The 24,206-nt window shown below is 63.7% G+C and carries 21 protein-coding genes and 1 pseudogene; 16 read left to right on the forward strand and 6 right to left on the reverse strand.

The annotated features are described in order from the left end of the window. Positions 1 to 109: 109 nt before the first annotated feature. On the reverse strand, positions 110 to 514 hold the full coding sequence (locus tag JHC57_RS06820; RefSeq protein WP_294029256.1) for a MarR family transcriptional regulator: 405 nt from the start codon (positions 512 to 514) through the stop codon (positions 110 to 112). Between the two features lie 138 nt (positions 515 to 652). On the opposite strand from JHC57_RS06820, the gene JHC57_RS06825 reads away from it, so the two are divergent. The 5 genes from JHC57_RS06825 (at position 653) to JHC57_RS06845 (ending at position 7,044) form a co-directional block, all read left to right on the forward strand. After that, positions 653 to 2,374 carry a chloride channel protein gene (locus tag JHC57_RS06825; RefSeq protein WP_294029275.1) on the forward strand — a complete coding sequence of 574 codons (1,722 nt, stop codon included), beginning with the start codon at positions 653 to 655 and terminating at the stop codon, positions 2,372 to 2,374. 84 nt (positions 2,375 to 2,458) lie between these two features. Continuing rightward, on the forward strand, positions 2,459 to 2,767 hold the full coding sequence (locus tag JHC57_RS06830) for a hypothetical protein (protein ID WP_294029257.1): 309 nt from the start codon (positions 2,459 to 2,461) through the stop codon (positions 2,765 to 2,767). A gap of 276 nt (positions 2,768 to 3,043) precedes the next feature. After that, positions 3,044 to 3,649 (forward strand): cytochrome b/b6 domain-containing protein, encoded by a 606-nt coding sequence (locus JHC57_RS06835; RefSeq protein ID WP_294029258.1) that lies wholly within the window; start codon positions 3,044 to 3,046, stop codon positions 3,647 to 3,649. A 26-nt stretch (positions 3,650 to 3,675) separates the two neighbouring features. Beyond that, positions 3,676 to 6,075: a membrane-bound PQQ-dependent dehydrogenase, glucose/quinate/shikimate family gene (locus tag JHC57_RS06840; RefSeq protein WP_294029259.1), complete on the forward strand. Its 2,400-nt coding sequence runs from the start codon at positions 3,676 to 3,678 to the stop codon at positions 6,073 to 6,075. Positions 6,076 to 6,102: 27 nt separating this feature from the next. Then, positions 6,103 to 7,044, forward strand: a complete 942-nt coding sequence (locus tag JHC57_RS06845; RefSeq protein ID WP_294029260.1) for a cation diffusion facilitator family transporter — start codon at positions 6,103 to 6,105, stop codon at positions 7,042 to 7,044. A 122-nt stretch (positions 7,045 to 7,166) separates the two neighbouring features. On the opposite strand, the gene rtcR is transcribed toward JHC57_RS06845, so the two are convergent. Then, positions 7,167 to 8,759 carry an RNA repair transcriptional activator RtcR gene (rtcR, locus tag JHC57_RS06850; protein WP_294029261.1) on the reverse strand — a complete coding sequence of 531 codons (1,593 nt, stop codon included), beginning with the start codon at positions 8,757 to 8,759 and terminating at the stop codon, positions 7,167 to 7,169. Positions 8,760 to 9,019: 260 nt separating this feature from the next. Between rtcR and JHC57_RS06855 the strand changes: the two genes are divergently transcribed. The 4 genes from JHC57_RS06855 to rtcA all read left to right on the forward strand — a co-directional run bounded on the left by JHC57_RS06855 (position 9,020) and on the right by rtcA (position 13,563). Further along, on the forward strand, positions 9,020 to 10,567 hold the full coding sequence (locus JHC57_RS06855; RefSeq protein WP_294029262.1) for an RNA-binding protein: 1,548 nt from the start codon (positions 9,020 to 9,022) through the stop codon (positions 10,565 to 10,567). A gap of 467 nt (positions 10,568 to 11,034) precedes the next feature. Further along, positions 11,035 to 12,261, forward strand: coding sequence for an RtcB family protein (locus tag JHC57_RS06860; RefSeq protein WP_294029263.1), 1,227 nt, complete (start codon positions 11,035 to 11,037; stop codon positions 12,259 to 12,261). Between the two features lie 21 nt (positions 12,262 to 12,282). Then, on the forward strand, positions 12,283 to 12,468 hold the full coding sequence (locus JHC57_RS22495) for a CPCC family cysteine-rich protein (protein ID WP_366928531.1): 186 nt from the start codon (positions 12,283 to 12,285) through the stop codon (positions 12,466 to 12,468). A gap of 75 nt (positions 12,469 to 12,543) precedes the next feature. Then, the gene (gene rtcA / locus JHC57_RS06865; protein ID WP_294029264.1) at positions 12,544 to 13,563 is read left to right on the forward strand and encodes an RNA 3'-terminal phosphate cyclase; all 1,020 of its coding nucleotides are present in this window, start codon (positions 12,544 to 12,546) and stop codon (positions 13,561 to 13,563) included. A gap of 935 nt (positions 13,564 to 14,498) precedes the next feature. Here rtcA and JHC57_RS06870 read toward each other — a convergent pair. Both JHC57_RS06870 and JHC57_RS06875 read right to left on the reverse strand, forming a co-directional pair. Beyond that, on the reverse strand, positions 14,499 to 15,293 hold the full coding sequence (locus JHC57_RS06870) for a LytTR family DNA-binding domain-containing protein (protein WP_294029265.1): 795 nt from the start codon (positions 15,291 to 15,293) through the stop codon (positions 14,499 to 14,501). A gap of 5 nt (positions 15,294 to 15,298) precedes the next feature. Continuing rightward, positions 15,299 to 16,402: a histidine kinase gene (locus tag JHC57_RS06875; RefSeq protein WP_294029266.1), complete on the reverse strand. Its 1,104-nt coding sequence runs from the start codon at positions 16,400 to 16,402 to the stop codon at positions 15,299 to 15,301. Between the two features lie 166 nt (positions 16,403 to 16,568). Here JHC57_RS06875 and JHC57_RS06880 point away from each other — a divergent pair, with 166 nt between their 5' ends. The 4 genes from JHC57_RS06880 to JHC57_RS06895 all read left to right on the forward strand — a co-directional run bounded on the left by JHC57_RS06880 (position 16,569) and on the right by JHC57_RS06895 (position 19,940). Next, positions 16,569 to 17,225, forward strand: coding sequence for an SRPBCC domain-containing protein (locus tag JHC57_RS06880; protein ID WP_294029267.1), 657 nt, complete (start codon positions 16,569 to 16,571; stop codon positions 17,223 to 17,225). Positions 17,226 to 17,413: 188 nt separating this feature from the next. Next, positions 17,414 to 17,686, forward strand: coding sequence for a helix-turn-helix transcriptional regulator (locus JHC57_RS06885; RefSeq protein WP_294029268.1), 273 nt, complete (start codon positions 17,414 to 17,416; stop codon positions 17,684 to 17,686). Beyond that, positions 17,683 to 18,312 carry a hypothetical protein gene (locus tag JHC57_RS06890; protein WP_294029269.1) on the forward strand — a complete coding sequence of 210 codons (630 nt, stop codon included), beginning with the start codon at positions 17,683 to 17,685 and terminating at the stop codon, positions 18,310 to 18,312. Before JHC57_RS06885 ends, JHC57_RS06890 begins: the two co-directional genes overlap by 4 nt. A gap of 113 nt (positions 18,313 to 18,425) precedes the next feature. Further along, complete coding sequence (locus JHC57_RS06895) at positions 18,426 to 19,940, forward strand: serine hydrolase (protein WP_294029270.1); 1,515 nt, start codon at positions 18,426 to 18,428, stop codon at positions 19,938 to 19,940. 194 nt (positions 19,941 to 20,134) lie between these two features. Here the strand turns inward: JHC57_RS06895 and JHC57_RS06900 are convergent. Together JHC57_RS06900 and JHC57_RS06905 are read right to left on the reverse strand one after the other, a co-directional pair. Further along, positions 20,135 to 20,422, reverse strand: a pseudogene (locus JHC57_RS06900) (membrane dipeptidase); the annotation flags it as partial. A 57-nt stretch (positions 20,423 to 20,479) separates the two neighbouring features. Further along, on the reverse strand, positions 20,480 to 20,941 hold the full coding sequence (locus JHC57_RS06905; protein WP_294029271.1) for an Lrp/AsnC family transcriptional regulator: 462 nt from the start codon (positions 20,939 to 20,941) through the stop codon (positions 20,480 to 20,482). A gap of 141 nt (positions 20,942 to 21,082) precedes the next feature. Here JHC57_RS06905 and alr point away from each other — a divergent pair, with 141 nt between their 5' ends. Genes alr through JHC57_RS06920 form a run of 3 tightly spaced genes read left to right on the forward strand, consistent with a single transcriptional unit; the run spans position 21,083 to position 23,847 of the window. Continuing rightward, on the forward strand, positions 21,083 to 22,213 hold the full coding sequence (alr, locus tag JHC57_RS06910; protein ID WP_294029272.1) for an alanine racemase: 1,131 nt from the start codon (positions 21,083 to 21,085) through the stop codon (positions 22,211 to 22,213). After that, on the forward strand, positions 22,210 to 23,469 hold the full coding sequence (locus JHC57_RS06915; protein WP_294029273.1) for a D-amino acid dehydrogenase: 1,260 nt from the start codon (positions 22,210 to 22,212) through the stop codon (positions 23,467 to 23,469). Before alr ends, JHC57_RS06915 begins: the two co-directional genes overlap by 4 nt. 33 nt (positions 23,470 to 23,502) lie before the next feature. Then, positions 23,503 to 23,847, forward strand: coding sequence for a RidA family protein (locus JHC57_RS06920; protein ID WP_294029274.1), 345 nt, complete (start codon positions 23,503 to 23,505; stop codon positions 23,845 to 23,847). Positions 23,848 to 24,206: the final 359 nt, after the last annotated feature.

Raw genomic sequence — 24,206 nt, forward strand, 5'->3', positions numbered from 1 at the left:
GAGCGCGCCAGCGGCTACCGAAACAGCGAAACCCGAAGCCGCGCGTTTCCCTCCGTCTTTTTCCCGGAGTGAACGACGGCGAATCTGCCGATCGTCCATCGCCCGATAGCTAAGTCAACCTCGTCAGATGTTCGACTAGCAGCGGTTGCAGCCGGCGTATCTCTTCGCGATGCGCCGCCGAAAGACCGGACAGAATCTCCAGGGCTTGGGGTGTAAGCCTGAGCAGCGCCCGCCGCCGATCCGATTGCATCGGCTCGCGCCGGACGAGACCCTGCGCCTCGAGCCGATCTACCAGTTCAGATGCGGAGTGGGGCTTCACGATCAGGCGCTGCGCGACATATCCGACGCTCGCATGGTCGGGTGCCGCCGCGCGGATCGCCAACAGCGCCTGATGCTGCTGCGCCGTCACCCCCGCTTCCGCAGCCTTGTTTTCACTGAAAACCTGAAAGCGCCGCAGCGCAAAGCGGAATTCCGCGAGCGCAGCATAGTCGATATCGGTCGAATTCGAAGTCATGGCCGTCCCTGATTGAATTATATCGCATTACGATATAATTGCGCCGCCTCCGACATTCGAAAGAGGCATTCGGTGAGTTTTCCTTCTGCACGAACGACCCCCAGCCAGCAACTCGCCGACCACAGCGTCGACGGCAGGATGGTATTTCTGTCCCTGTTGGCGCCGATCGTCGGTACCGGCGGCGCGTTCGGCGCGTGGATCCTGATCAGATCGATCGCGATCGCCACCAACGCCTTCTGGTTCGGACGCATTTCGGCAGAGGCCGCGGAAATCTCCGATGCCGCCGTCGGTCTGGCTGTTGTGGCCATCCCCGTGATCGGCAGCCTGATCATTGGTGTGATGGCGCGATTCGGTTCGGAAAAGATACGTGGACACGGGATCCCCGAAGCGATCGAGACGATCCTGTTCGGCGAAAGCCGCCTCTCGCTGAAAGTCGCAATTCTGAAGCCCATATCCGCCGCCATATCGATCGGAAGCGGGGGACCGTTCGGCGCCGAAGGACCGATCATCATGACGGGGGGCGCCGTCGGCTCGCTCTTTGCGCAATGTTTTCACCTGAGCGCGGCGGAACGAAAGACCTTGCTGGTGGCAGGCGCCGCAGCGGGGATGACAGCCATATTCGGCACACCGATGGCCGCGATCCTGCTCGCCGTCGAGCTTCTTCTGTTCGAATGGAAGCCGAGAAGCTTTGTCCCCGTCGTCATCAGCGTCCTGGTCGCCGCTGCCTGGCGCCCCGAACTGATCGGTCATGGCGCGATGTTTCCCGGAACCTGGCCATTGCCCGACGTCGGCTGGACCGTGGCAGCCGCAGCCGGGATCGGAATCGTCGCAGGCCTGCAGGCCGCGCTTCTTTCCACTTTCCTCTATCGGATCGAGGATATGTTCCATCGTCTTCCGGTCCACTGGATGTGGTGGCCGGCGATCGGCGCGATCGTCGTGGGTGTTGGCGGGTTGATCGATGCCCGCGTCCTCGGCGCCGGCTATTCCAATATCCAGGCGCTGATCGATGGCTCCATGATCTTGCAGGCAGCGGTCGTCCTTCTGATCGCAAAGGCCGTCGTCTGGCTCGTGGCGCTCGGTTCGGGAACGTCGGGCGGGGTCCTGGCCCCGCTGCTCATTCTCGGTGGAGCAACCGGCTATATCGCCGGCCTTTGGTTACCCGGCCCGGCGGGTTTCTGGGCGATGATCGGCATGGCTGGCATAATGAGCGGCGCGATGCGGGCGCCGCTTACCGGCGTGTTGTTCGCAGCCGAATTGACGGGACGCTTCGATGCTCTTCCCGCTCTTATCGCGGGATCGGGTTTTGCCTACGCGATCAGCGTGCTTTGCATGCGGCGCTCGATCCTCACCGAGAAAATCGCGCGCCGCGGACGGCACATCCTGCAGGAATATACCGTCGATAATCTCGACCTGCGACAAGCCGGCCAGTTGATGACCCCGGACCCAGCCACGCTCCCGGCAGAGATGACCATCGGTTCGGCTCTGCAATTTTTCACCGACGAGGCAGCGCATCGCAGCTATCCCGTCGTCGACGCCGAGGGTCGCCTGGTCGGGCTCGCGTCGAGATCGGACGCGCTGCGATGGAAAGTCGGCGCATTCGATGAAGCGGCGACGCTTGGCGACACGCTTTCGGACGCATCGCAAACCGTGGCTCACCCCGAAACGCCTTGCGGCATCATCGCAGACCTTATCGTCGAGACAGGCGTTGCTCGCGTGCCGATCGTCGACCGGGAAACCGGCAAGGTGGTCGGGATTCTCTCGCGACAAGATTTGCTCAAAGCGCGCCGGGCCCAGCAAAGTGCGGAAACGGAGAGAACGAGATTTGGCCGGCTGAACCCGCGAGGGGGAACGCAAGGTTGATTTTTATATCGTAATACGATATAAAAATCCCTCGTCGCCGATCGTTGCGACAGTCACGCGATCGGCGCCTGTAGGCGAATGGCCGTGGAAACGCTCAACGACCTGATGGAAGCGCTCGGACTGGTATTCGGGAGCTTCGCGGTTGCGACCGGATTGGTGGTCGCCGTCTGGGTCGGCTTTGGCCGGGCGCACCATCCCGATTGGGGCGCGCCGTCGATCCTGATCGCTCTCGGTCTGGCGATTGCCATGCGCCTCGTCCGCGGCGAGCTCCTGTCGATGGCCGCCATATTGCTGGCGATTGCCGTACCCTTGCTCTGGGTGGAAGGACGAAAACGCAATCGCACGTCCAGGACATCACCGGGTCCCGACATCCGAGACGGCCGGATCAATTGAAAGACAAGACATGCCGCCTCGACCTTCAGAACCTCGCTATCCCGTCATCGTTTCGAGCATCAACAGCCCGCGCCGCCCCGGCAGGGCCGAGACGCGGCAGGTGGCGCTCCGGATATTCCATGAAATCCATGGCGATGGTTCAAATCGGATGCGCCGTCTTCGGTGGTCGCTTCTGGTCGCACGCGCCGCGCTGGGATTGCAGCCGCGGCGGTCCGGTTTGCCGGGCAAACGCTATCGCACCGTGCATCGTTCACGAAGGTGATGCGTTAGGCATCCATGGCGAGCGTCCCTGAAGCCACGCCGCAGCAACGGCTCTTGCGCTACAATAACGGCGCGGTCTGGCTGCATTGGCTGACCGCGCTTGTCGTGATCGCGCAAGTCGTCGTCGGTTTCACCTTTGCCAATATGGAGCGGGGACCTGCGCGCGGCGACCTCTTCACCGTCCACAAGACGCTCGGCGCGACGATCCTCCTTCTCGCGCTGATCCGTCTCGGCTGGCGCCTTTCGCACCCGCCGCCCCCGTTCCCGACAGAACTTCCGAAGTGGGAGCGCATCGCGAGCGTCTGGACGCACCGCGCCTTCTATGTCCTGCTCATCATTCTTCCGCTGACGGGGCTAATCGCGGTGTCGGGCGGCGCAAGCGCCGAAGGCAAAGCGACCACACCGCTGCTCGGCGGCATCCCCCTGCCCCTGATTCCGGGTATTTCGGAGGACGCGGGCGAGACAATGGGCGGCCTCCACGAGTTGCTGGTATTCGTCACGCTGGCGATCCTGGCACTTCATGTCGCGGCCGCCACCAAACACCAGATCCAACACAACCGCGCCGCCGGCCGGATGCCGCCGTTCAAAGCTCCGCACGAGCATCCCACGCCCTCACCCTGACCCGCTTTCCATAGAAGGAATTGGCGATGAATCGACTGCGCCAGGCCTTTCCCGCCCCGTTTATCGCGCTGATCGCCGGATCGATCGTCGCGATCATCGCACTCGTCCTGCTCGTGGGCGGAGTCTGGCTCGCCGCACTTGGCGGGTCGGCTTATTATGCGATCGCCGGTGTCGCCATGCTCGCATCGGGCGTATTGTTGATGCGCGGGCGAAGGCTCGGCGGCTGGATCTATGCCGCGGTCATCTTCTTCACCCTGATCTGGGCTTTCTGGGAAGTGGGCGGTAATGGCTGGGCGCTGGTCCCGCGCATCGTTGCGCCAGTGGTACTGCTCATCCTCGTTCTTTTCGCGATGGCTTCGCTGTCGGTCAGGCCGCGCCGCTGGCGAATGGCCCTGGCGAGCAGCATTGTTGTCGTCGCCCTCTTTGCCGCCGGCGGCGCGATGCTCGGATGGTTGAACAAGGCAGCGCCGGAGCGGCCCCTGCCCGGCCAACGTTGGGCAATGGCCGATCCGGCGTTGATGCAGGCAGGTGCCGACTGGCCCGCCTATGGCGGCAGCTACAGCGCGCGGCGCTATTCGCCGCTCGCCCAGATCACCCCGGCCAATGCCGGCGAGCTGAAGCGTGCGTGGATGATCCACACCGGCGACCTTCCATCGTCGGCAAGGGTGCGCGGCACCTATGGTGCGGAGAACACGCCGCTCAAGGTCGGCAACAGCCTTTATGTCTGCACGCCGAAGAATATCGTCCTCGCGCTCGATCCGGCTACCGGACGGCAGCGCTGGCGCTTCGACCCCCAGGTTCCCGACGACGCGATCCCCTACACCGCCGCTTGTCGCGGGGTGAGCTATTATGCTGTGCCCGGGGCCGCGACCGGCCAAGCCTGCGCGCGGCGGATCATCTTCGGCACGCTCGACGCACGGCTGTTCGCGCTCGACGCCGAAACCGGCCGCCCGTGCCAGGATTTCGGCAGCAATGGTCAGGTCGATACCAAGATCGGCATGGGCAATACCCCGCCGGGATATGTGTCGATCAACTCGCCGCCGACGATCGTGCGCGGGATCGTCGTCACTGGCCATCAGGTTCTCGACGGGCAGGACCGCTGGGCTCCGTCGGGCGTGATCCGCGGCTTCGACGCGGTCACCGGCAAGCTTGTATGGGCGTGGGACATGATGAACCCCGACTGGAACGGGTACCCGCCAGCCGGAAAAATTTGGGCGCGCGGAACGCCGAACATGTGGACGATCGCGTCGGGCGACGAAGCGCTCGGCCTCGTCTATCTGCCGATGGGCAATGCCGCAGCCGACTATTATTCGGGCCTGCGCCGCCCGCCCGAGAATGATTATGCGACCTCACTCGTTGCGCTCGACGTCACCACGGGCAAGCCGCGCTGGCGCTTCCAGGCGGTAAAGAAGGATGTCTGGGACTATGATTTCGGCGCGCAGGCGACGCTGATCGATTATCCGGGACCCAATGGCGCAGTTCCGGCGCTGGTCCTGCCGAGCAAGCAAGGCGACATCTATATCCTCGACCGCCGTACCGGTACGCCGCTGACCCCGACCGGCACGATCAAGGTGCCCGGCGGCGGCGTCGAACCCGCCGAGCGTGCGCCGACACAGCTCGTCTCGCTCTGGCACACGCTCCGCGAACCCGACCTGACCGAACGCGACATGTGGGGCATGTCGCCGATCGACCAGATGATCTGCCGAATCCAGTTCAGGAAGGCGAGCTACAAGGGCTTCTTCACCCCGCCGACGAGCGACCGCCGTTCGATCGAATATCCGGGCTATAATGGCGGGACCGACTGGGGCGGCGTTGCGGTCGACCCGGTACGCGGCGTGATCGTCGCCAACTATAACGACATGCCCAACTATGTTCGCCTCGTCCCGCGCGCCGAGGCGAACAGAAGGGGTTGGGCACCGCGCGATCAGGCGCGCGGCAATATCGGCGGAGCCGAAGGCGCGGGCGATCCGCAGGCACATACCCCCTATGCGATCGACGTGAACGCGGGGTGGCGCCTGCCCTTCACCGGCATGCTGTGCAAGCAGCCCCCTTACGGCGGTATCCGCGCGATCGACATCGCGACAGGCAAGACGATCTGGGATCGCCCGTTGGGAACAGCCCGTACGAACGGACCGTTCGGCATCCCGTCGATGCTGCCGATCACGATCGGTACGCCGAACAACGGCGGGTCGGTCGTCACTGCCGGCGGGCTGATCTTCATCGCCGCCGCGACCGACAATCTGATCCGCGCCATCGACCTCGGGACCGGAAAGACGGTCTGGTCGGATGTCCTCCCCGCGGGCGGTCAGGCAACGCCGATGACCTATCAGATGAACGGCAAGCAATATGTTGTCATCTACGCCGGCGGCCATCACTTCATGGAGACGCCGATCGGCGACGAGGTTGTCGCCTATGCCCTGCCCTGACGCCTCGACGTGACGGACGGGAAGCCCTTGGGTCATATCCGGGCGAACATCGTCCTCTATGGTGCGCTGTTCGCGAACCTGGGGATCGCGGTCGCCAAATTTGTCGCCGCCGCGATCAGCGGCTCGTCGTCGATGCTGTCCGAGGGCGTTCATTCGCTCGTCGATAGCGGCAATCAGTTGCTGCTGCTTCATGGGCAGGCGCGCGCCAAGCGTCCGCCCGACAATCGCCATCCGTTCGGCTATGGGCGCGAACTGTATTTCTGGGCCTTCGTCGTCGCGATCCTGATCTTCGCGGTCGGTGCGGGCATATCGATCTATGAAGGCTGGACGCATATCGCCCAGCCCGAGCCACTCCGCGATCCCACGATAAACTATGTCGTCCTTGCCATCGCCTTCCTGCTCGAGGGCGCGTCGTGGACAATCGCCGTGCGCAAATTCGATGCCGGCCGAAATGGACAGAGCTGGTGGCACGCGATCCTGCAATCGAAAGATCCGGCGGGCTTCATCGTGCTGCTCGAAGACAGCGCCGCGCTCGCCGGACTGCTGATCGCGGCGACCGGGATCTGGTTCAGCCATTGGACGGGCGATGCGCGGATCGACGGGTTGGCATCGATCGCGATCGGCCTGATCCTCACGGCGGTCGCGATGCTGCTGGCGCGCGAGGCGAAGGAACTGCTGATCGGCGAGGCAGCCGACCTTGCTCTGGTCGCATCGATCTGGCGTATCGTCGAAGCCCACCCGGAAATCAGCGCAGTCAATCACGTCCGCACGATCCACACCGCGCCCGATTCCATCTTCGTCGCGGTGAGCGCCGATTTCGAAGACGAACTCCGGATGGGGCAGGCAGAGGCGCTGATCGAGGCGATCGAGAACGAACTGAAGGCAGCCCTTCCCGCGATCAGCTCAATCTATATCCGGCCTGAGAAGCGCGAAGACGCTGTGGTACAGACCCAAGGGATTCCGTTCTAGATCGGGCGGACAGCGGAAGTTGCAGGCTGTCGGCTTTGCGGCTGAATATGCAGAAAGGAGCATTCCTCGCTCGCGTCGGGCCGCGGCCCTTCAATCACGGCTTCGCCTGGCACACCATGGCGCTACATCTTGGCTGTCACATCGCTCCAATCGAGCTCGAATCGCGCAAGATATTTGCGCAGCCGGTCCGCGTCGTTCGTAGATTTGCGCTGTTCCCGCGAGGCTGCGAATAGTTGCCGCCCCGCAGCGGACAAGCTGCTGCAGCCCTGGCAGATCCCGACAACATAAGCGAGTTGGACGCGGTCGAAGGGATCGATTCGAGAGAGTTGATCCGCCGACAACAGGCCTTCGAGCGCATCGCCCGCATTCTTGTCGCCTGACCAGAGCGAACGCAGCCGCGATGCTTCAAAAACGACGGTATCGACATCGATGCGCCCTGCGGGACTGAGCGTCGCCATGCGCGTGATGCTGGCGGCGAGATCACGGAAATTACCGCGCCAGCGGGAAGCGGGATCTTCGGCGAAGCGCAGATAGCGATCGCGCGCTTCCTTGTTGAACGTCACGCGCAGGCCTTCGCGCCCGGCAAACCGCTCAAGCTCGTAATCCAGATTGGGGGCGATATCTTCCCGGCGCTCGGCAAGCCCCGGAAGGCTGAATGTCCAGAGGTTAAGACGGGCAAACAGGTCCTCGCGAAACCGCCCCGACGCGACTTCGTCCACGAGATCGCGATTGGTGCCCGCGATGAGCTGGAAATCGCTCGCCGTTTCCTTGTCGGCGCCTACCGGCAGGAAGAGTCCGTCTTCGATCGCCCGCAGGATCATCGCCTGTTCGTCGAGGCCGAGCTCGCCGATCTCGTCAAGGAAGAGGACGCCCTTGTCAGCCGTCTTGAGCAGACCCGGCCGATCCTGAACCGCGCCGGTAAAAGCTCCTTTGCGGTGCCCGAACAGCGCCGACATCGCGCTGTCACCCTTGAGGGTCGCGCAGTTGACCTCGACGAAGGCGCCGCTGATCTGGTGGCGCAGCTTCTTGAGCTCGTAGATCTTGCGAGCAAGCTGGCTCTTCCCCGCGCCGGTGGGGCCCATCAGAAGGATCGGGGCGCGGCTCCGCACCGCGACTTGTTCGATCTCGTCGATCATGCGGTTGAAGGCGGCGTTCCGCGTCTCGATGCCATTCTTGAGGAAGCTTGCGCTTTCCGCGCTCGCTTCGGCGAAGCGCGTCGCGATGCTGTCGTATCGCGACAGGTCGAGATCGATGGCACTCCATGTGCCGACAGGCTGCGGTGTGCCGCGTTGCGGCTGGGTCTGGAGCAGCTTGCCGGGCAGGTAGCGCGCCTCGGTCAGCAGGAAGAGGCAGATCTGCGCGACGTGCGTGCCGGTCGTGATGTGAATCAGATAATCCTGATTGTCGGGATCGAACGGGAAGCTTCGCGCGAAGTCGAGCAGCTTTCCATAAACCTCTTCGAAATCCCATGGATCATCGAAGTCGAGGAGATGCGGAACCACTTCGGTCTCGGGCGACACGTCGCGGATATCATCAGCGACATATTCGGCGAGGCGGCTGTGGTAGGTACCGTGCAGCAGCACGAAGCGATCGACCCGCAGATCTTCCTGCATGCAGATGCTGACCGTGGGCCGCCACTTGTTCCAGCGGGAAGGTCCGAACTTGGCGGCGTCGAGCGTCGAGCCGAGAAAGCCGATGACGGTGAGCGGTTTCATGGAATCGTTTTATACAGAAATATAATCAGCGATACCATTATCTCGAACTTCCAACATGCAGCGATAACACGTGCGCTGCGGAAAAAGTAATTATCATCTTATATCAATATGATGATGATCCATCCGATCCGTCACGCCCATTTGGCACGCCTTCTGCAAAGCTATCTGCGTCGGGATCACGTCACCCGGCAGCGCGGAACAGAGGGGCGGCCGGAATGGGCCGGCTGCCCCAAAGGTTCTGAAGATTTTGGAGTTGGACGATGGCCAACAAGTCGCTTTTCTCAAGCGCCCTCGCGCGCTTCCTGCCGCAGACCGACACGGTGAACGACGCCGGCGGTGCGGCCTATGCCTATGGCGGCGAAGCGAAGCTCGCGCAGCTTGCCGCAACGGGCACGTTGTCGGACGGCTTCTATTCGGGGGCTAGCGCCCAGCTTGCCGACGTTCTGGCGGCCGCACAGGCAGTCTCGCCCGATTTCGTCGCCAAGGCGGCGGTCCATGCTCGCAAGTCGGGTGCGATGAAGGATATGCCGGCGCTGCTCGCTGCCTATCTGACCGTCGCCGATCCCGATCTGGCGGTGCGTGTCTTCGGCCGCGTGATCGACAATGGCCGCATGCTGCGCAGCTTCGTGCAGATCATGCGCTCGGGCCAGGTCGGCCGTCGCTCGCTCGGTTCGCGTCCGAAGCGGCTTGTCCGGGAGTGGCTGGAAAAGGCCTCGATACCGCAGTTGATGGCCGCGGCAACGGGCAACGACCCCAGCCTCGCCGACATCGTCCGCATGGTCCACCCGGCGCCGGCTTCGGCCGAGCGGCGCGCCTTTTATGGCTGGCTGATCGGCAAGCCCTATGATGTCGCGGCGCTGCCGGCGGAAATCGCGGCGTTCGAAACCTGGAAACGCGATCCCAAGGGCGCGCTGCCTCCGGTGTCGTTTGAATGGCTGACCGCTTTTCCGCTGACCGCGGAGCAGTGGGCGGAGCTTTCCGGCCGTATGGGCTGGCAGGCGCTGCGCATGAACCTCAACACGTTGGCACGCAATGGCGCGTTCGACGTGAAGGGGGTGACCGACAAGGTTGCGGCGCGGCTGGCCGATGCCGATACGATCGCCCGGGTCCGCCCGGCACCGTATCAGCTGATGGTCGCGATGGGCCAAGTTGGAGAGGCGGTTCCGCTTCGCGTCCAGGCGGCGCTCGAAGAGGCGCTGGAGCTGTCGCTCGCGACGGTTCCGGTGCTGGCGGGCAACGTCGTGGTCTGTCCGGACGTCTCGGGCTCAATGAGCTGGGCGGCGACGGGATATCGCAAGGGCGCGACCTCGACGGTCCGCTGCATCGACATCGCGGCACTCGTCGCGGCGGCGGTGCTGCGCACCAATCGGTCGACGCGGGTGATGCCCTTCGATGTCGATGTGGTCGAGATGACGCTCGATCCCAAGGCGCGGGTCGCGGTCAACGCGGCGCGGCTGGCGGCGATCGGCGGCGGCGGCACGAACGTCTCGGCTCCGCTCGCCCGGCTGAATGCCGAACGGGCAGAGGTCGATACGGTGGTAATCGTGTCCGACAACGAAAGCTGGATCGATCCGACGCGCCACGGCGCCACGGCGACGATGAACGAGTGGAACAAGCTGAGGGCCCGCAACCCGGGCGCGAAGCTGATCTGCATCGACATCCAGCCCTATGGCTCCACGCAGGCGAAGGACCGGACGGACATCATGAATGTCGGTGGCTTCACCGACGCGGTCTTCGACGCAATGGCACGTTTCGTCGCCGGCGAAACGCGCGACTGGGTCCAGATCGTCAACGAAACGGAGGTATGAAAGAAAGCGTCACGGCGAATGCCGGAAGGACTACATCGACTGTTAATCGCCAGGTCGCGGGTTCGAATCCCGCCGGGTTCCCCTATGGACCCGTAGCTCAGTGGTAGAGCAGGAACGTCTTTCCAACCCCTTGTCGCCGTGACGTTTTTACAAAATTCGATAAAGGATCGCGGCGAATGCCGGCGGGACTACATCCTCCAACCAAAGAGGCCCGACGAGTAAAGCGCCCCGGCCTGCAAGGGACGGGGAGATGCGGGTTCGAATCCCGTCATAGGAGTGTAGCTTAAGGGCCGCGTCTCGTCCTTTCTCGTCGCCGCGACCCCGAACGACAACAAGCTGGCGAATGCCGGCGGGACTACATCGGTCAGGCCGAAAGGCCCGCGGTTCGACTCCGCGCCGGAGAAATCCGGAATGTCTCGCCAAAACTCGTCGCCGGCACCATGAAGATATTGAGAAGGAGGTCAGCGTTGACCCAGACGACTTACGAAGTGCTGAATGTCGAGGACGGACGCCCGGTCAAGATGTGGACCCGCGGCGTGCCGGTCGAGGACATGGCGCGCGCGCAGCTGGCCAAGGCGGCACAAATGCCGTTCGTGTTCAGGCATGTCGCCGCGATGCCCGACGTCCATGTCGGGATCGGCGCCACGGTCGGATCGGTAATTCCGACGAAGGGCGCGGTGATTCCGGCGGCTGTCGGCGTCGACATCGGCTGCGGCATGATGGCCGCGCGCACGACATTGATGGCGCACGATCTGCCCGACAATCTGGAGGGCATCCGCACCGCGATCGAGGCGGCGGTTCCGCACGGTCGGTCGGTCGGACGCGACAAGCGCGACCGCGGCTCGTGGGGAGACCCGCCGGCCGCGATCGTCGACGCCTGGGCGACGCTGGCCGAGCGCTTCGGACGCATCGTCGCCAAGCATCCGCGGCTGAAGAACACCAACAACCTTACACATCTGGGGACGCTCGGAACGGGCAACCATTTCATCGAGCTGTGCCTCGATCAGGATGCGCGGGTGTGGGTGATGCTGCATTCGGGGTCGCGCGGCGTCGGCAATGCGATCGGCACCTACTTCATCGAACTGGCGAAGAAGGACATGCGCAAGTGGTTCATCAACCTGCCCGACGAAGACCTCGCCTACTTCCCGGAAGGAACCGACCATTTCGACGATTATGTCGAGGCGGTCGGCTGGGCGCAGGACTTTGCCGCGCTGAACCGGCGCATGATGATGGCGAACGTCGTCGCCGCGCTCCGACTCCGGATCGCCAAGCCCTTCGAGGCCGAAGCCGAAGCGGTGAACTGCCATCACAATTATGTGACGCGCGAGAACCATTTCGGCGAGAATGTGCTCGTCACCCGGAAGGGTGCGGTGCGCGCGGCGAAAGGCACGATGGGGATCATCCCGGGTTCGATGGGCGCGAAATCGTTCATCGTGCGCGGCCTCGGCAACGCCGAATCCTTCGATAGCTGCAGCCATGGCGCGGGTCGTGTCATGAGCCGTACCGCAGCGAAGAAGCTCGTCACGCTCGACGAGCATATCGCCGACACGGCGGGCGTCGAATGCCGCAAGGACGAAGGCGTCATCGACGAGACGCCCAAGGCCTACAAGCCGATCGAGGCGGTGATGGCGGCGCAGGCCGACCTCGTCGAGATCGTCCATACGCTGAAGCAGGTGGTGTGCGTGAAGGGGTGATCCCCTTCACGCTATCCCTCAATGGAGTGCGCTGTGAAACTTCCTTGCACTTGTCGCCGGTGTCTCACGATATCCGGGGAAGCCGAACGGGAGATTTGCCCAGTCTGCTTCCGGGAAGATGACGGGCGGAACGAATCTGACGCAGACGAGGCGCGTTGCGGGCCAAACCACGGAATTGGTTTGGCACAAGCCCGCCGAAACCTCTAGGCGCTCGGCGTCTGCTGTCCTGAAATGCCGAAAATGTCCGGCCGCCACTGCCGGATGAAATACCGGATTGAGAAAATGATCATCATCGACGGTTCTGAAGGCGAAGGCGGCGGACAGGTGCTGCGCTATGCATGCGCGCTCTCGCTCCTCACCGGCGAACCCTTCACGATCGAGAATATTCGCGGCGGGCGCGAAAAGCCGGGACTCATGCGTCAGCATGTGACCGCAATCGAAGCCGCATGCGTAATCGGTAATGCGGAATGCTCCGGGCTTGCCGTGGGTTCGACCAGCATCAGCTTTCGGCCGGGCGCCGTCATGCCCGGTGACTATCATTTTGCCGTCGGCACGGCGGGCAGCACGGGCCTCGTTCTGCAGACGGTGATGGTGCCGCTGATGCTCGCCAATGCGCCCTCGCGTCTCGCGATCGAGGGCGGCACCCATGCCTTGGCGGCGCCTCCGTTCGATTTTATCGAGCGGACACTCCTCCCTGTTATCAACCGCATGGGTCCGACCATCACGGCCAAGCTGGTTCGGCACGGCTTCTTTCCGCGTGGAGGCGGCTGCATCGAAATAGATATCGAGCCCGCACCGCTGCGCGCGATCGAATGCACCGAGCGCGGAGGAACCGGACCGGTGCAAGCCACGGCGATTATCGCCGGCATCCCCTTTGACGTCGCGGATCGTGAGCTCAAGGCAGCGCAGAAGATACTCGTAGAATGGCCCGGGGAGGCCTTTGTGACGCGACAACTCCCTGCCGATCAGGGGCCGGGTAACGCGCTCCTGCTCGAGGCCAGCTTTGAACATGTGACTGAGCTGATGTCTGGATTTGGCAAGCTCGGTGTTCCCGCCGAACGTCTTGCGAAGACGGCGGCGAAACGCATGGCTGGCTATCTCGCGTCAGGCGCCTTCGCTGGCCCATATCTTCAGGACCAGCTCTTGTTGCCGATGGCCTTGGCCCGTGGCGGCGCATTCACGGCGGTGAAGATCAGTGAGCACACGCGAACTGCTGCCCGCCTGATCGAACGCTTCCTTGACGCCGGTCTCAGGATAACCGAACGCGAGGGAGGCGCCAACCTGGTGGAGATCGCCCGCTAGAGAGATCTCCATTCCGTGAGGCCGCTCGCTAGCCAAGCGGGTTCAGGTCTGAATCGGTTTGCGTTCAGTGAGCCGCTTCATGGGAAATAGAATCGCGCCTTTTGGTCGCTAACCGTCAGTCTGCTTTGGCAAAGAATGGACGCCGAGCTTCGCGACCGGTCGTGGATATCCGGGGCGCCAATCCCCTTACGCTCATCCTATTCAGCTCGGAAATTCAGCATGAGGAGCTGGATTCGAGATCAGCCGGCGCCGTCGCCAAGCTGTTGAGCGAAGGCTTGGCCAACAAAGGAGGCGTCGGCAGGTTATCATCCCCGCATTCAGTGGCCGTTTCCTGAGTGTTTCGCGGACTCTGCAAGAGTTTTCTGTAAAGGATCGATGGCCGCGGCGGCCCCTGCCGCGCAGCCATCGAGTATCGAAACTTACTGCTGCGGCGCTTCGCCAGCCGGCGCGGCAGCATCGGTCGGTGCCGGCTGCTGTGCTGCTTGATCATCGGCGGCCGGGCTCTGGTCTGCAGCGGTCGGAGCAGAGGTGGTCGCTGGAGCCGGCGGCTGCGAACCCGTGTCGGAAGCAGCGGGCGCCTCGGCCGGAGTTTCGGGAGTGGCGGTCTGCTCTTGGGCCGGAGCCTCTTGCTGGGTCTGGGGCGCTTGAGCCGGCGCGTCCTGAGCCTGTGCCGGGGAGATCAGGCCGATCGCGGCCAAGCCGACAAGGGTTAGTCCAAGATTGCGACGCATATGGTTTACTCCTGAATTTCAGAGACGGGAAGCGTGTCTCCGGCGGTAGGTCGGGGTGCGAAAAGCGTCGTCGTCATCCGGACGCGAACGGACGCTTCCCGCCCGGCGGGAGCTATGTTTGCTTTGGAACAGCGCCAATCCGCCCTGCGTCCAGCATCATCACCGGACGACGAACGTCACATCTACGAGCGGAATCCGGCAAGTTCAGTCGGAGCGCGACCGACGCGACCGATCCTTCTCATCGGTCCGGATGCGATCGAGGAAGGTCCGCAGACCGCCGCTGTAGGTCCGCCCGACGGGTGCTTCGTCGCCATTGACGAGCGTCGCGGTGACCGCGCCGGTCGCCTTTCGCTGGACCCGGACGATCGCACTCCTCCGGCAGATAGCCGAACGATGAATGCGGATGAAATGTTGGGAATTCAGGAGGCCTTCCAATTCGTACAGCGTCGCCCGCGCCATGCCGCCGCCGTTTCTCGTGTGAATCCGGACATAGTCCCCCTGTGCTTCGATCCAGACGATGTCGTCGATCGCCACGCGATCGAACGCCTGATGGCGATGCACCCAGAGGCTGTCCTCACCAGCGGCATCCAATGCCGGCATCGCTTGCATATCGCTACGCCGGGCGAAGCTCTCCTCCTCACGGCCAAGCCAGTACAGCGCTCGGCGGATCGCGCCGCGCAGCCGATCGTGCGAGACGGGTTTCAGCAAATAGTCGACCGCCTCGACCTCAAACGCCTTGGCGGCGTATCCGGCGTGAGCCGTCACAAAGACGATCGCAGGTCGGTCCGCATCCGGAAGCTGTTCGAGAAGATTGAAGCCGTCGAGACCGGGCATGGTGACATCGAGCAACACAAGATCGGGCTTCAATTCGCCGATCAATGCCAGCGCCCGACGGGCGCTGGTGGTCGACCCGATAACCTGAATGTCCTCGATGCCCCGCAGCGAAGTGGCCAGGCGGCGCAGCGCCAAGGGTTCGTCGTCGACGATTAGGGTGCGCAAGGCTCTCATAGCGGTGTCGAAAGCGGGAGGCTGATGGTCGCGCGATAGCCGCCTTCGGTGCGGGGCCCCGCCGCCAAGCTGCCACTATTACCGAAATGAGCTTCAAGCCGGCTCCTGACGTTGGCGAGGCCGAGCCCGCTTCCCCCTTCCGGCGCCTCTGTCAGTACACCGTCATCCTCCACCGTCAGGCGCAATTGCCGGCCCTGTTGCTCGGCCACGATCCTGATCGTGGTCATCGCCTCGGATTGGCCGACGCCATAGCGCACGGCATTTTCGACCAAGGGCTGCAATATCAGCGAGGGCACCATCGCCGGGCAAAGCGCGTCGGGAACCTCAATCACCACACGCATCCGGTTACTGAAGCGTGCCTCTTCGATCGTCAGATAGAGCCGCAGCATCTTTATCTCTTCGCCCAGGCGGATCATGCCACCCGCTTCGTCCGCCGGCGCGGCGCGGATGAATGTCGACAGATTGAGCAGCATGGCCTCGGCCTGCCGGGTGCGGCGTTCCAGAACCAGCGCGGAGATGGAATTCAGGGTGTTGAACAGGAAGTGGGGATTGATCTGATATTGAAGCGCCGCGGCCTTCGACTTCTGGGCCAGTTCCTGCAGGACGTGCGAGCACCTCAGCTGATCCTCGGCTTCCCAATGATAGACAAGTGCCAGATGGGTACCCGTCCACGCCAGCGTATAGCCGAACCAGATCACAATCCAGTGTACCGCTTCCGATGCCGTGATCCCCGCGATATTGGGAAGCGGCGCGATCACCCTGTTCAGCGTCAGGCTGAAAAGGGCTATCAGGATCGACATCGCGAACGCACCGAGCAGTCCGCAGATTACGCGCATCGAAAAGGACAGGGTCCGCAGCCTGTCCAGGATGTAGGCCATGATCAGACAAAGCGCGGTTCCGAACAACGCGGCGGCGAGCCGGCGCGGGGCGAGAACGTCGAATGACCATGGGGTCATGAACGAAGCCCTGATAGCCAACATGAAAAAAGCGAAGAACCAGAATGCGCCAATCAGGATGAGGGCCGAACGGCGTCGGGAGCGTTTCACCTCCTGACCGGCCCAAAGAGCGGTCGGAACGTCGAGATCATTTGAGAGCTTCAAAGCGGTCGCTAGCTAAAGCAGTCTATCGCCCAAGCCAACGGGGCCGTAAGAGCAGCCGGCGCATGCTGCGTGACGTTCGCCGCACCGACGCGATGTCTGGCGACGATTCAGCCCGCAGCCGAAAGCGGAATGGCAGCTTTCGGCCAGACCGCTTTTCGACGGGAGAATGCAAAACCGGACATCCGATCGATACTGCGACGGACCGCCATTATCGCTCGCGATTGCGCAAGCCGGTCGTCGTGATAGACTGCATTTTGTGAACCACTACACCGCCGCTTTCGCCACTCTGGCCGCCGCGCTCGCTTCGCCCGGCACCGCCGAGCCTGTTCGTGTTACCACTCACGTCGAAGCCGACAGATCGCAAACGATGGTCCACGAAGCCATCGTGGATGGCGCGATCGCCGATGTCTGGACGGCGATTTCGACACCCGAAGGCTGGATGTCCTGGGCGGTGCCGCGGGCGTGGATATCCCCCGTCGATGCCGATGTGCTGGAGACAAGCTACGACAGTACAGAGCGACCGGGCGATCCAGGCACGATCCAGCAGCGATTTATCGCGCGGATACCTAGTCGATTGCTGGTATTTCGCACGATCAAGGCTCCCGAAGGGTTTCCGCACTGGGAAACCTACCGCCGAGTGACGAGCGTATTCGAGCTGGAGCCGGCAGGACGCCAGACGCGCGTGCGGCTGACGTCGCTCGGTTATCCCGATACCGACGCCGGAAACGCGCTTGTTGGCTTCTTCGGGAATGGCAATGCCAAGACCTTGGAGAACCTGCAGCGCCGTTTCCTGACCGGCCCGGTCGACTGGAACAAGCCCTGAACTCGCAGGGGCGGGCGGCCGACCATCTTTTCGTCCATGTCCTCGACACGGTGATCGGAAGCACGGATCGACGCTTGACGCGCGGTGAACTCATCCAGCGCCTCATAACTCTACATATATGGCTTGACTCATAATTCTACATATGTGACTTTCTGCATATGACCCGATCCCGACGCCCGTCGAAGCAGATGCTTCTCCTTCTGAACGCCCTGTCGGTGCGCACCCCGCAGTGGCGGCACGGCTATGAGTTAATGAAGGAGACCGGCCTTCAATCGGGGACGCTCTATCCGCTGCTGATGCGCATGTCCGAGCAAGCGTTGGTCGAGGCCGAATGGCGTGAGCCGGAGCGGCCGGGTCGTCCACCGCGCCACGCCTATCGCCTGACGGCGGCCGGCGTGGCTCTCGCCGGGGAAGTTGCCCAGCGGGCAGGCGGGATTGCCCAGGAGTTTGCACGCGCATGAAAACGTCGATCGCCCGAGCCATGGTTACGCTGGCAAGCGCATGCATGGAGGAAAAGCACAGCGAATGGGGGCTCGCTATGCAGGCCGAGCTTGAAGAGGCGATCGCGGCCGGCAAACCGCTGCGCTTCGCAGTCGGTTGCCTTGCCGCGTCGTTGCGCCGGATGCCGGTGCATAATGAAGGGCGCTTCAGCTTGACGGCGCACGCCTTCGCGCTCGGATTGCTGATCCCCGTCGCCGCGCTCCAGACCGGCCTCGCGTTATTCGGCTTTCCCCACTCGCTGGCGCGCGGCAGCGCGCTGACATCGGGTCAGAACGCCCTTCTGGGCGGCATGTATCATGCCACAATCCCGTTGCTGGTGGCGCTTATGCTGGTGCTCGCGATCGGGCATCTGGGAATGGCGTGGTTGCTGCTGAATCGCGACTGGCAGCGCGTCGTCAAAGCGGGTGCGCTGACGCTGTCGACCATGATAGCGATCGTGACATTCATGTCGGTGCTGAACCTCGAGGTCGGCCTAGCCCTCCTGCAATGCGCCATCCTCATGGTTGAACTTGCGGTGCTTGGAGGGCTGGCATCGTGGCACGCGGATTTGCTGCAACCCCGCGAGGCGGACCTCGCGGCCGGATAGATGGGCATGACCGACGAACCGGACCGCCGCAGACCCATGCCGGCGAATAGAGAGACGCGCCTGTAACCCGAGACAATGATGACCGTCGCCGGTCGAGACGAGGGAACGAACCGATGAGAGAAAAGAACCACCGGCTCGGGTTGCTTGGCTCGGTCATAGCCGCGCTGTCGGCCATTACCGCCGCGGCTCAGCCGGGCAGCTGCCCCGCCCCGTCCGAGGCTGTGGGTGGGCCGAGCAACGCGCATACCCGTTATGCCGAGGCCAATCTGCAGCCCGCCGTCATCGAACCGGGCGCAAGGCCGTTCAGCCTGGCCGAGCGCATGCGCCAATATGATGTCCCCGGGCTCAGCGTCGCCGTCATTCACAATGGCAGGCTCGACTGGGCGCGCGGGTGGGGCTTTCGCGACATTGCGAGCTGCGCACCGGTCACACCGGACACCGCCTTCCAGGCCGCATCGATCAGCAAGGTCGTAACAGCGATGGTCGCGCTGCGACTGGTCGAGCAGGGCAGGATCGGGCTCGACCGGGACATCAACGAAGCACTTCGTTCGTGGCAGTTGCCGAAGGATCCGAAGCTGGCGCCGGGCGGTGTCACGCTTCGCCAGTTGCTGAGCCATACGGCGGGGCTCGGCGTTCATGGTTTCGATCGCGGCTACCCGCCCGATGCGCCGCTTCCCACGACCGTCCAGATACTCGATGGTCTGCCGCCCGCCGACAGCCAGCCGGTTCGCAGCATATTGCCCGCAGGCGCGCAGTTCCAATATTCGGGCGGCGGTTACATGGTGACGCAACTCGCGCTTTCCGACGTCAGCAGAATGGCCTTTGCCGACCTTGCCGAGCGTGAGGTGCTGGGCCCGCTCGGCATGACGCGCAGCGCCTTTGCCATGCCGCCATCAGCGGCGATCCGCGCCGACATGGCGTTCGGCTCCGCTTATGGCGCACCGATTCCGGGCAATTATGTCGTCGTCCCCCAACTCGCGGCGGGAGGGCTGTGGGCCAGTGCGGGCGACCTCGCGCGCCTGCTGATCGACCTTCAGGCGTCGGGCGCGGGCGAGAAGGGTCACCGGCTGTCGCCCGCCATGGCGCGCGCAATGATGACGCCCGTCAGGGACAATTGGGGGCTCGGACTTGCCCTTTACAGGGACGGCGTCCCGCGCTTCGGCCACGATGGCGTGAACCCGGGTTTCGAATCCTTCATGGCCGCCTATCTCGACAAGGGCGACGGTATCGTCGTCCTGACCAATGGCGGCGACGGCCGGCGACTGATCAATGAAGTCGTTCGCGCCGTTGCGGCCGATTATGGCTGGCCGGACATCGCGGCACCGGCGACGGAGGAAAAGAGCTTGTCGGTCGCAGAGCTTTCCAGAGCCGCCGGACGCTTCGAGGGGAGCGGGCTTAACATCGACATCGAAGCGCGCCCGGAGGGACTGTTCGCAAGGTTCGTTGGTGCCCCAGCCGCCGCAGCCGAACGCCTGACCGCATTTTCGCCCACGCGCTTTCGATCCGAATCATTGGGCATCACGATCGGGTTCGCACCGGACTTTTCGAGCTTCACCTTCGTCGATGGCGGCCCGCCAATGAAGGTGGTGCGCACGAAGCCAGCGCCGCCGGTGAACGAAGGCAACTGAAATGCTCGGCCCCCTTCACCTCCAATGTTCACCCTAATCCTTCACAACCGGTCGCCTGCGGCCCGTCAGCTTCGAAGCGCAGACGACGGAAAGCGGACGTTTATCAGGTAGGGGCTTCGACGAGAGCGCGTGGATATCGAGGATAAGACACTCGCCCCTCCCCTCCGCTATGCAATGCCGAAAAAGATATCCCCTTATTTCACAACTGGCGTCTCGATCGGCGACCATCCCTTCCGGCTCGCGGCAACCGTCTCGACCGCTTTCAGCACCCGCAAGATGTTGCCGCTGACGATCTTCTCCAGTTCGGGCTGAGTGTAACCACGCCGCGCAATTTCGGCGAACAGCGCCGGATAGCCCGACACATCCTCAATCCCGACCGGACCCGAAGGCATGCCGTCATAATCGCCGCCAAGCCCGATATGGTCGATGCCGATTGCCTTGCGGATATGATCGATATGATCGGCAACCTTGCCCACCTGTGCCCTGGGGTCGGGGTTCGCCGCTTTCGCCGCCGACCTCCCTGCGGCCGGACGGCCCGGCTATGCCCCGCGCCTGCCGCGCCCCGGCAGGTGGCTGAGTACGCTCCGCATTGCGAGACTGGAGTGGATGCGGGCCACGCCGGGCAGGCGCGAGAGGATATTCTTGTGAATCCCTTCATAAGCAGCAGCACTGGCCGCTGATGCCCGGAGCAGATAATCGGCGTCGCCGGTCATCAGGAAACATTCCTCGATCTCGGGATGCTGGCGCACGGCCTCCTCGAACCGGTTGAGATAGGCCTCGGTCTGTCGCTCAAGTGTGATGCGAACGATCGCGATAACACCCCCCTCCTCCGGCGCGGCGACGATGGCCGTATAACCGCGGATAATCCCGCTTGCCTCGAGATTGCCCACGCGCCGCAGGCATGCAGAGGGAGACAAGCCCACCTCGGCCGCCAGTTGGCTATTCGGCATGCGGGCGTTGAGGCGCAACAGCCTCACAATATTCCGGTCGATCGAGTCCATTGCGCAATATCATTCTGTTCGTTCGCTGATTATTGCATATATCATCGACATTCGCCCAAATAAACCACAGCTCGCCTGAACATTCGAATGATGTTCACCTAAAAGCGACGGGAACCGGATTCACCGGCAGGGATCGAGGATATGGTTGTCGGGGGCATAAACGGGGGCCGGCTGAACATCGACCTGGGCGCGATCGCGGCGAACTATCGGCTGATCGCCGCGCGTGTCGCTCCCGCCGAGGTCGGCGCGGTCGTCAAGGCCGACGCTTACGGGCTCGGCGCGGCCGAGGTCGCACAGGCACTGCGCCGCGCGGGGTGCCGGCTCTTCTTCGTAGCCCATCTGGGCGAAGCGCTGGCGCTGCGTCCCGCCCTGCCCGCCGATATCAGCCTGGTCGTGCTCAACGGCCTGCCACCCGGCGCCGAGGCGCTGTGCGCCGAGGCCGGTATCACTCCTGTCCTCAATTCCTCCGAGCAGGCCTCTCGCTGGGCGGAAGCCGCGCAGGAGAGCGGCAAGCGGTTACCCGCCGCGCTCCAGCTCGACAGCGGTATGGGACGGCTCGGGATAGCGACCGGGGATCTGGCGTCGCTCGCCGCCGACGCCCGGTTCCGGTCGGCGGTCGATCTTGTGATGATCATGAGCCATCTCGCCTGCGCGGACACGCCCGGGCACTCCGCCAATGCCGCGCAGCTCGCCTGCTTCCAAACCGCAGCCGCGCTGTTTCCCGGCGTACGGCGCGCGCTCGCCAATTCGGGGGGAGCCTTCCTGCCCGCCGATTTTCACGCCGATATCGTCCGGGCCGGCGTCGCGCTCTACGGCGGCGCCCCGAACCGGACCAGCCCCAATCCGATGCAGCCAGTCGTCGAACTTGAAGCCCGCGTCATCCAGATCCGGACGATCGCGGCAGGTGGCGCGGTCGGCTATGGACACAGTCATTATTGCGAACGCGAAAGCCGCATCGCCACGATCGGAGTCGGCTATGCCGACGGATTGCCGCGTTCGCTCGGGAATCGCGGGGCGGCATGGCACGCCGGTGAGCGGTTGCCAATCGTCGGACGCGTATCGATGGACAGCATCACCATCGACGTCACCGCCCTCGCTCCCGGACGCATCGAGGCCGGGGACTGGGTCGAACTGATCGGCCCGCATCAGTCCATCGACGCCATCGCCGACGATGCAGGCACTATTTCCTATGAGATGCTGACCAGCCTCGGCGCGCGATATGATCGCACTTATGGGCCAGCCACGGCATACCACAGGGAGAAAGCAGCATGAAAGTCGCGGTCCTTGGCAGCGGCGTTATCGGCGTGACGTCGGCCTGGTATCTCGCCGAGGCGGGGCACGACGTCGTCGTGATCGACCGGCAGCCCGGCCCGGCGCTCGAGACGAGCTTCGCCAATGCCGGCGAAATCTCGCCGGGCTATGCCTCGCCATGGGCTGCCCCCGGCATCCCGCAAAAGGCGATCCGGTGGCTGATGATGCAGCACGCGCCGCTGATCCTCCAGCCTGCGATCGATCGCGAAATGCTCGGCTGGCTGTTCGCCATGCTGCGCAACTGCACGAGCGCCCGCTATGCGGTGAACAAGGCGCGGATGGTGCGTCTCGCCGAATATAGCCGCAACCGGCTCATCGCGCTGCGTGCCGACACCGGCATCGCCTATGACGAACGGATGCAGGGAACGCTGCAACTGTTCCGGACGCAGAAGCAGCTCGACGGGACCGCCAAGGACATCACCGTTCTCCGGGCCGGCGGCGTCCCGTTCGAACTGCTCGATCGCGAAGGGTGTATCGCGGCCGAGCCCGGCCTCGCTGCGGCGCGCGAGAAGATCGTCGGCGGCCTCCGTCTTCCCGGCGACGAGACGGGCGACTGCTTCAAATTCACCGGCGCGCTGGCAACGATGGCGGCAGAGCGCGGTGTCCGGTTCCATTATGGCGAGGCGATCCGGTCGCTGGTCGTCGAGGGCGGACGTGTCGCGGGGATCCAGACCGACAGCGGCCGGATCACCGCCGACCGCTATGTCCTGGCGCTCGGCAGCCATTCGGCGGCGATGCTGGGGCCGCTGGGCCTCAGGCTCCCCGTCTATCCGGTGAAGGGCTATTCGATCACCGTGCCGATCGTCGACGCGGCGCGCGCGCCCGAATCGACGCTGATGGACGAAAGCTACAAGATCGCGATCACACGGCTCGGCGATCGCATCCGCGTCGGCGGGATGGCGGAGATCTCGGGTTACAACAATGCGCTCCCCGAACGCCGCAGGGCTACGCTCGTCCATTCGCTCACCGACCTGTTTCCGGGCGCCGGCGACATCGAAGTCGCCAGCTATTGGTCGGGACTGCGGCCGATGACACCCGACGGTACGCCCGTCATCGGGGCGACTCCCTATGACAATCTCTTCCTCAATACCGGGCATGGAACGCTCGGCTGGACCATGGCGTGCGGGTCGGGGCGGCTGATCGCCGATCTCGTCAGCGGGCGCCCGACCGATATCGAAGCTGCGGATCTGTCGATCGCACGTTACAGCGCCCCCTAGTTCCCTCATTCCACCCAGACGAAAGGAAAAGACATGACCATCACCCGTATCCAGGCCGGCGCGCGCATGAGCCAGGCCGTCGTCCACGGCGACACCGTCTATCTCGCGGGCCAGGTCGGCGCCCCCGGCGAAAGCGTCACGAACCAGACGCAGGCGATCCTCGGCCAGATCGAGACGCTGCTGGCCGAAGCCGGCTCGGAAAAGGCGAAGATCCTGTCGGCGACGATCTGGCTCGCGGACATGGCGGACTTCGCCGAAATGAACGCGGTCTGGGACAAATGGGTCGACGGAAAGGATGCCCCCGCCCGCGCGACCGGCGAAGCCAGGCTCGCGACGCCCGACTACAAGGTCGAAATCATCGTCATCGCAGCGCGTTGATCGGAACAGGTAGCGGAGACAGGCAGAAGCCGGTCTCCGCGAATGATATTCATCGAGCGACGATTACAGCCGGGGCTTCACGCCGCCACCTGCGAATATCGGGACTTCGTCAAGGCCGGTGTGATCGACCCCCGCGGAGATCGTGCGTACCGCTCTTCAGGACGCAGCGTCGGTCGCCTAGCTCCTGATCATCACCGAGGCGCTTGCGGCCGAACTGCCAGAGGCCGAGAATAGCGTGCCGGTGCCGGCGATGGACTCCCAATACGGGAGGGGAAGCTGGGCAACTCGCGCCCGGCTTCCCTATTGGCCGGTGCACGAACCGCTCCGCGGATTGGTGCTAGCCTCGACGTAAAGCGGCC

This window comes from Sphingopyxis sp. (assembly GCF_016463645.1).
Classification (GTDB): domain Bacteria; phylum Pseudomonadota; class Alphaproteobacteria; order Sphingomonadales; family Sphingomonadaceae; genus Sphingopyxis.

Excerpts from the sequence above, each read along its gene's own strand:
- JHC57_RS06820 (WP_294029256.1), bottom strand. The coding sequence starts at position 514 with ATGACTTCGAATTCGACCGATATCGACTATGCTGCGCTCGCGGAATTC.
- JHC57_RS06825 (WP_294029275.1), top strand. The coding sequence starts at position 653 with ATGGTATTTCTGTCCCTGTTGGCGCCGATCGTCGGTACCGGCGGCGCG.
- JHC57_RS06835 (WP_294029258.1), top strand. The coding sequence starts at position 3,044 with ATGGCGAGCGTCCCTGAAGCCACGCCGCAGCAACGGCTCTTGCGCTAC.
- JHC57_RS06840 (WP_294029259.1), top strand. The coding sequence starts at position 3,676 with ATGAATCGACTGCGCCAGGCCTTTCCCGCCCCGTTTATCGCGCTGATC.
- rtcR (WP_294029261.1), bottom strand. The coding sequence starts at position 8,759 with ATGAAACCGCTCACCGTCATCGGCTTTCTCGGCTCGACGCTCGACGCC.
- JHC57_RS06855 (WP_294029262.1), top strand. The coding sequence starts at position 9,020 with ATGGCCAACAAGTCGCTTTTCTCAAGCGCCCTCGCGCGCTTCCTGCCG.
- JHC57_RS22495 (WP_366928531.1), top strand. The coding sequence starts at position 12,283 with ATGGAGTGCGCTGTGAAACTTCCTTGCACTTGTCGCCGGTGTCTCACG.
- rtcA (WP_294029264.1), top strand. The coding sequence starts at position 12,544 with ATGATCATCATCGACGGTTCTGAAGGCGAAGGCGGCGGACAGGTGCTG.
- JHC57_RS06880 (WP_294029267.1), top strand. The coding sequence starts at position 16,569 with ATGCAAAACCGGACATCCGATCGATACTGCGACGGACCGCCATTATCG.
- JHC57_RS06885 (WP_294029268.1), top strand. The coding sequence starts at position 17,414 with ATGCTTCTCCTTCTGAACGCCCTGTCGGTGCGCACCCCGCAGTGGCGG.
- JHC57_RS06890 (WP_294029269.1), top strand. The coding sequence starts at position 17,683 with ATGAAAACGTCGATCGCCCGAGCCATGGTTACGCTGGCAAGCGCATGC.
- JHC57_RS06895 (WP_294029270.1), top strand. The coding sequence starts at position 18,426 with ATGAGAGAAAAGAACCACCGGCTCGGGTTGCTTGGCTCGGTCATAGCC.
- JHC57_RS06905 (WP_294029271.1), bottom strand. The coding sequence starts at position 20,941 with ATGGACTCGATCGACCGGAATATTGTGAGGCTGTTGCGCCTCAACGCC.
- alr (WP_294029272.1), top strand. The coding sequence starts at position 21,083 with ATGGTTGTCGGGGGCATAAACGGGGGCCGGCTGAACATCGACCTGGGC.
- JHC57_RS06915 (WP_294029273.1), top strand. The coding sequence starts at position 22,210 with ATGAAAGTCGCGGTCCTTGGCAGCGGCGTTATCGGCGTGACGTCGGCC.
- JHC57_RS06920 (WP_294029274.1), top strand. The coding sequence starts at position 23,503 with ATGACCATCACCCGTATCCAGGCCGGCGCGCGCATGAGCCAGGCCGTC.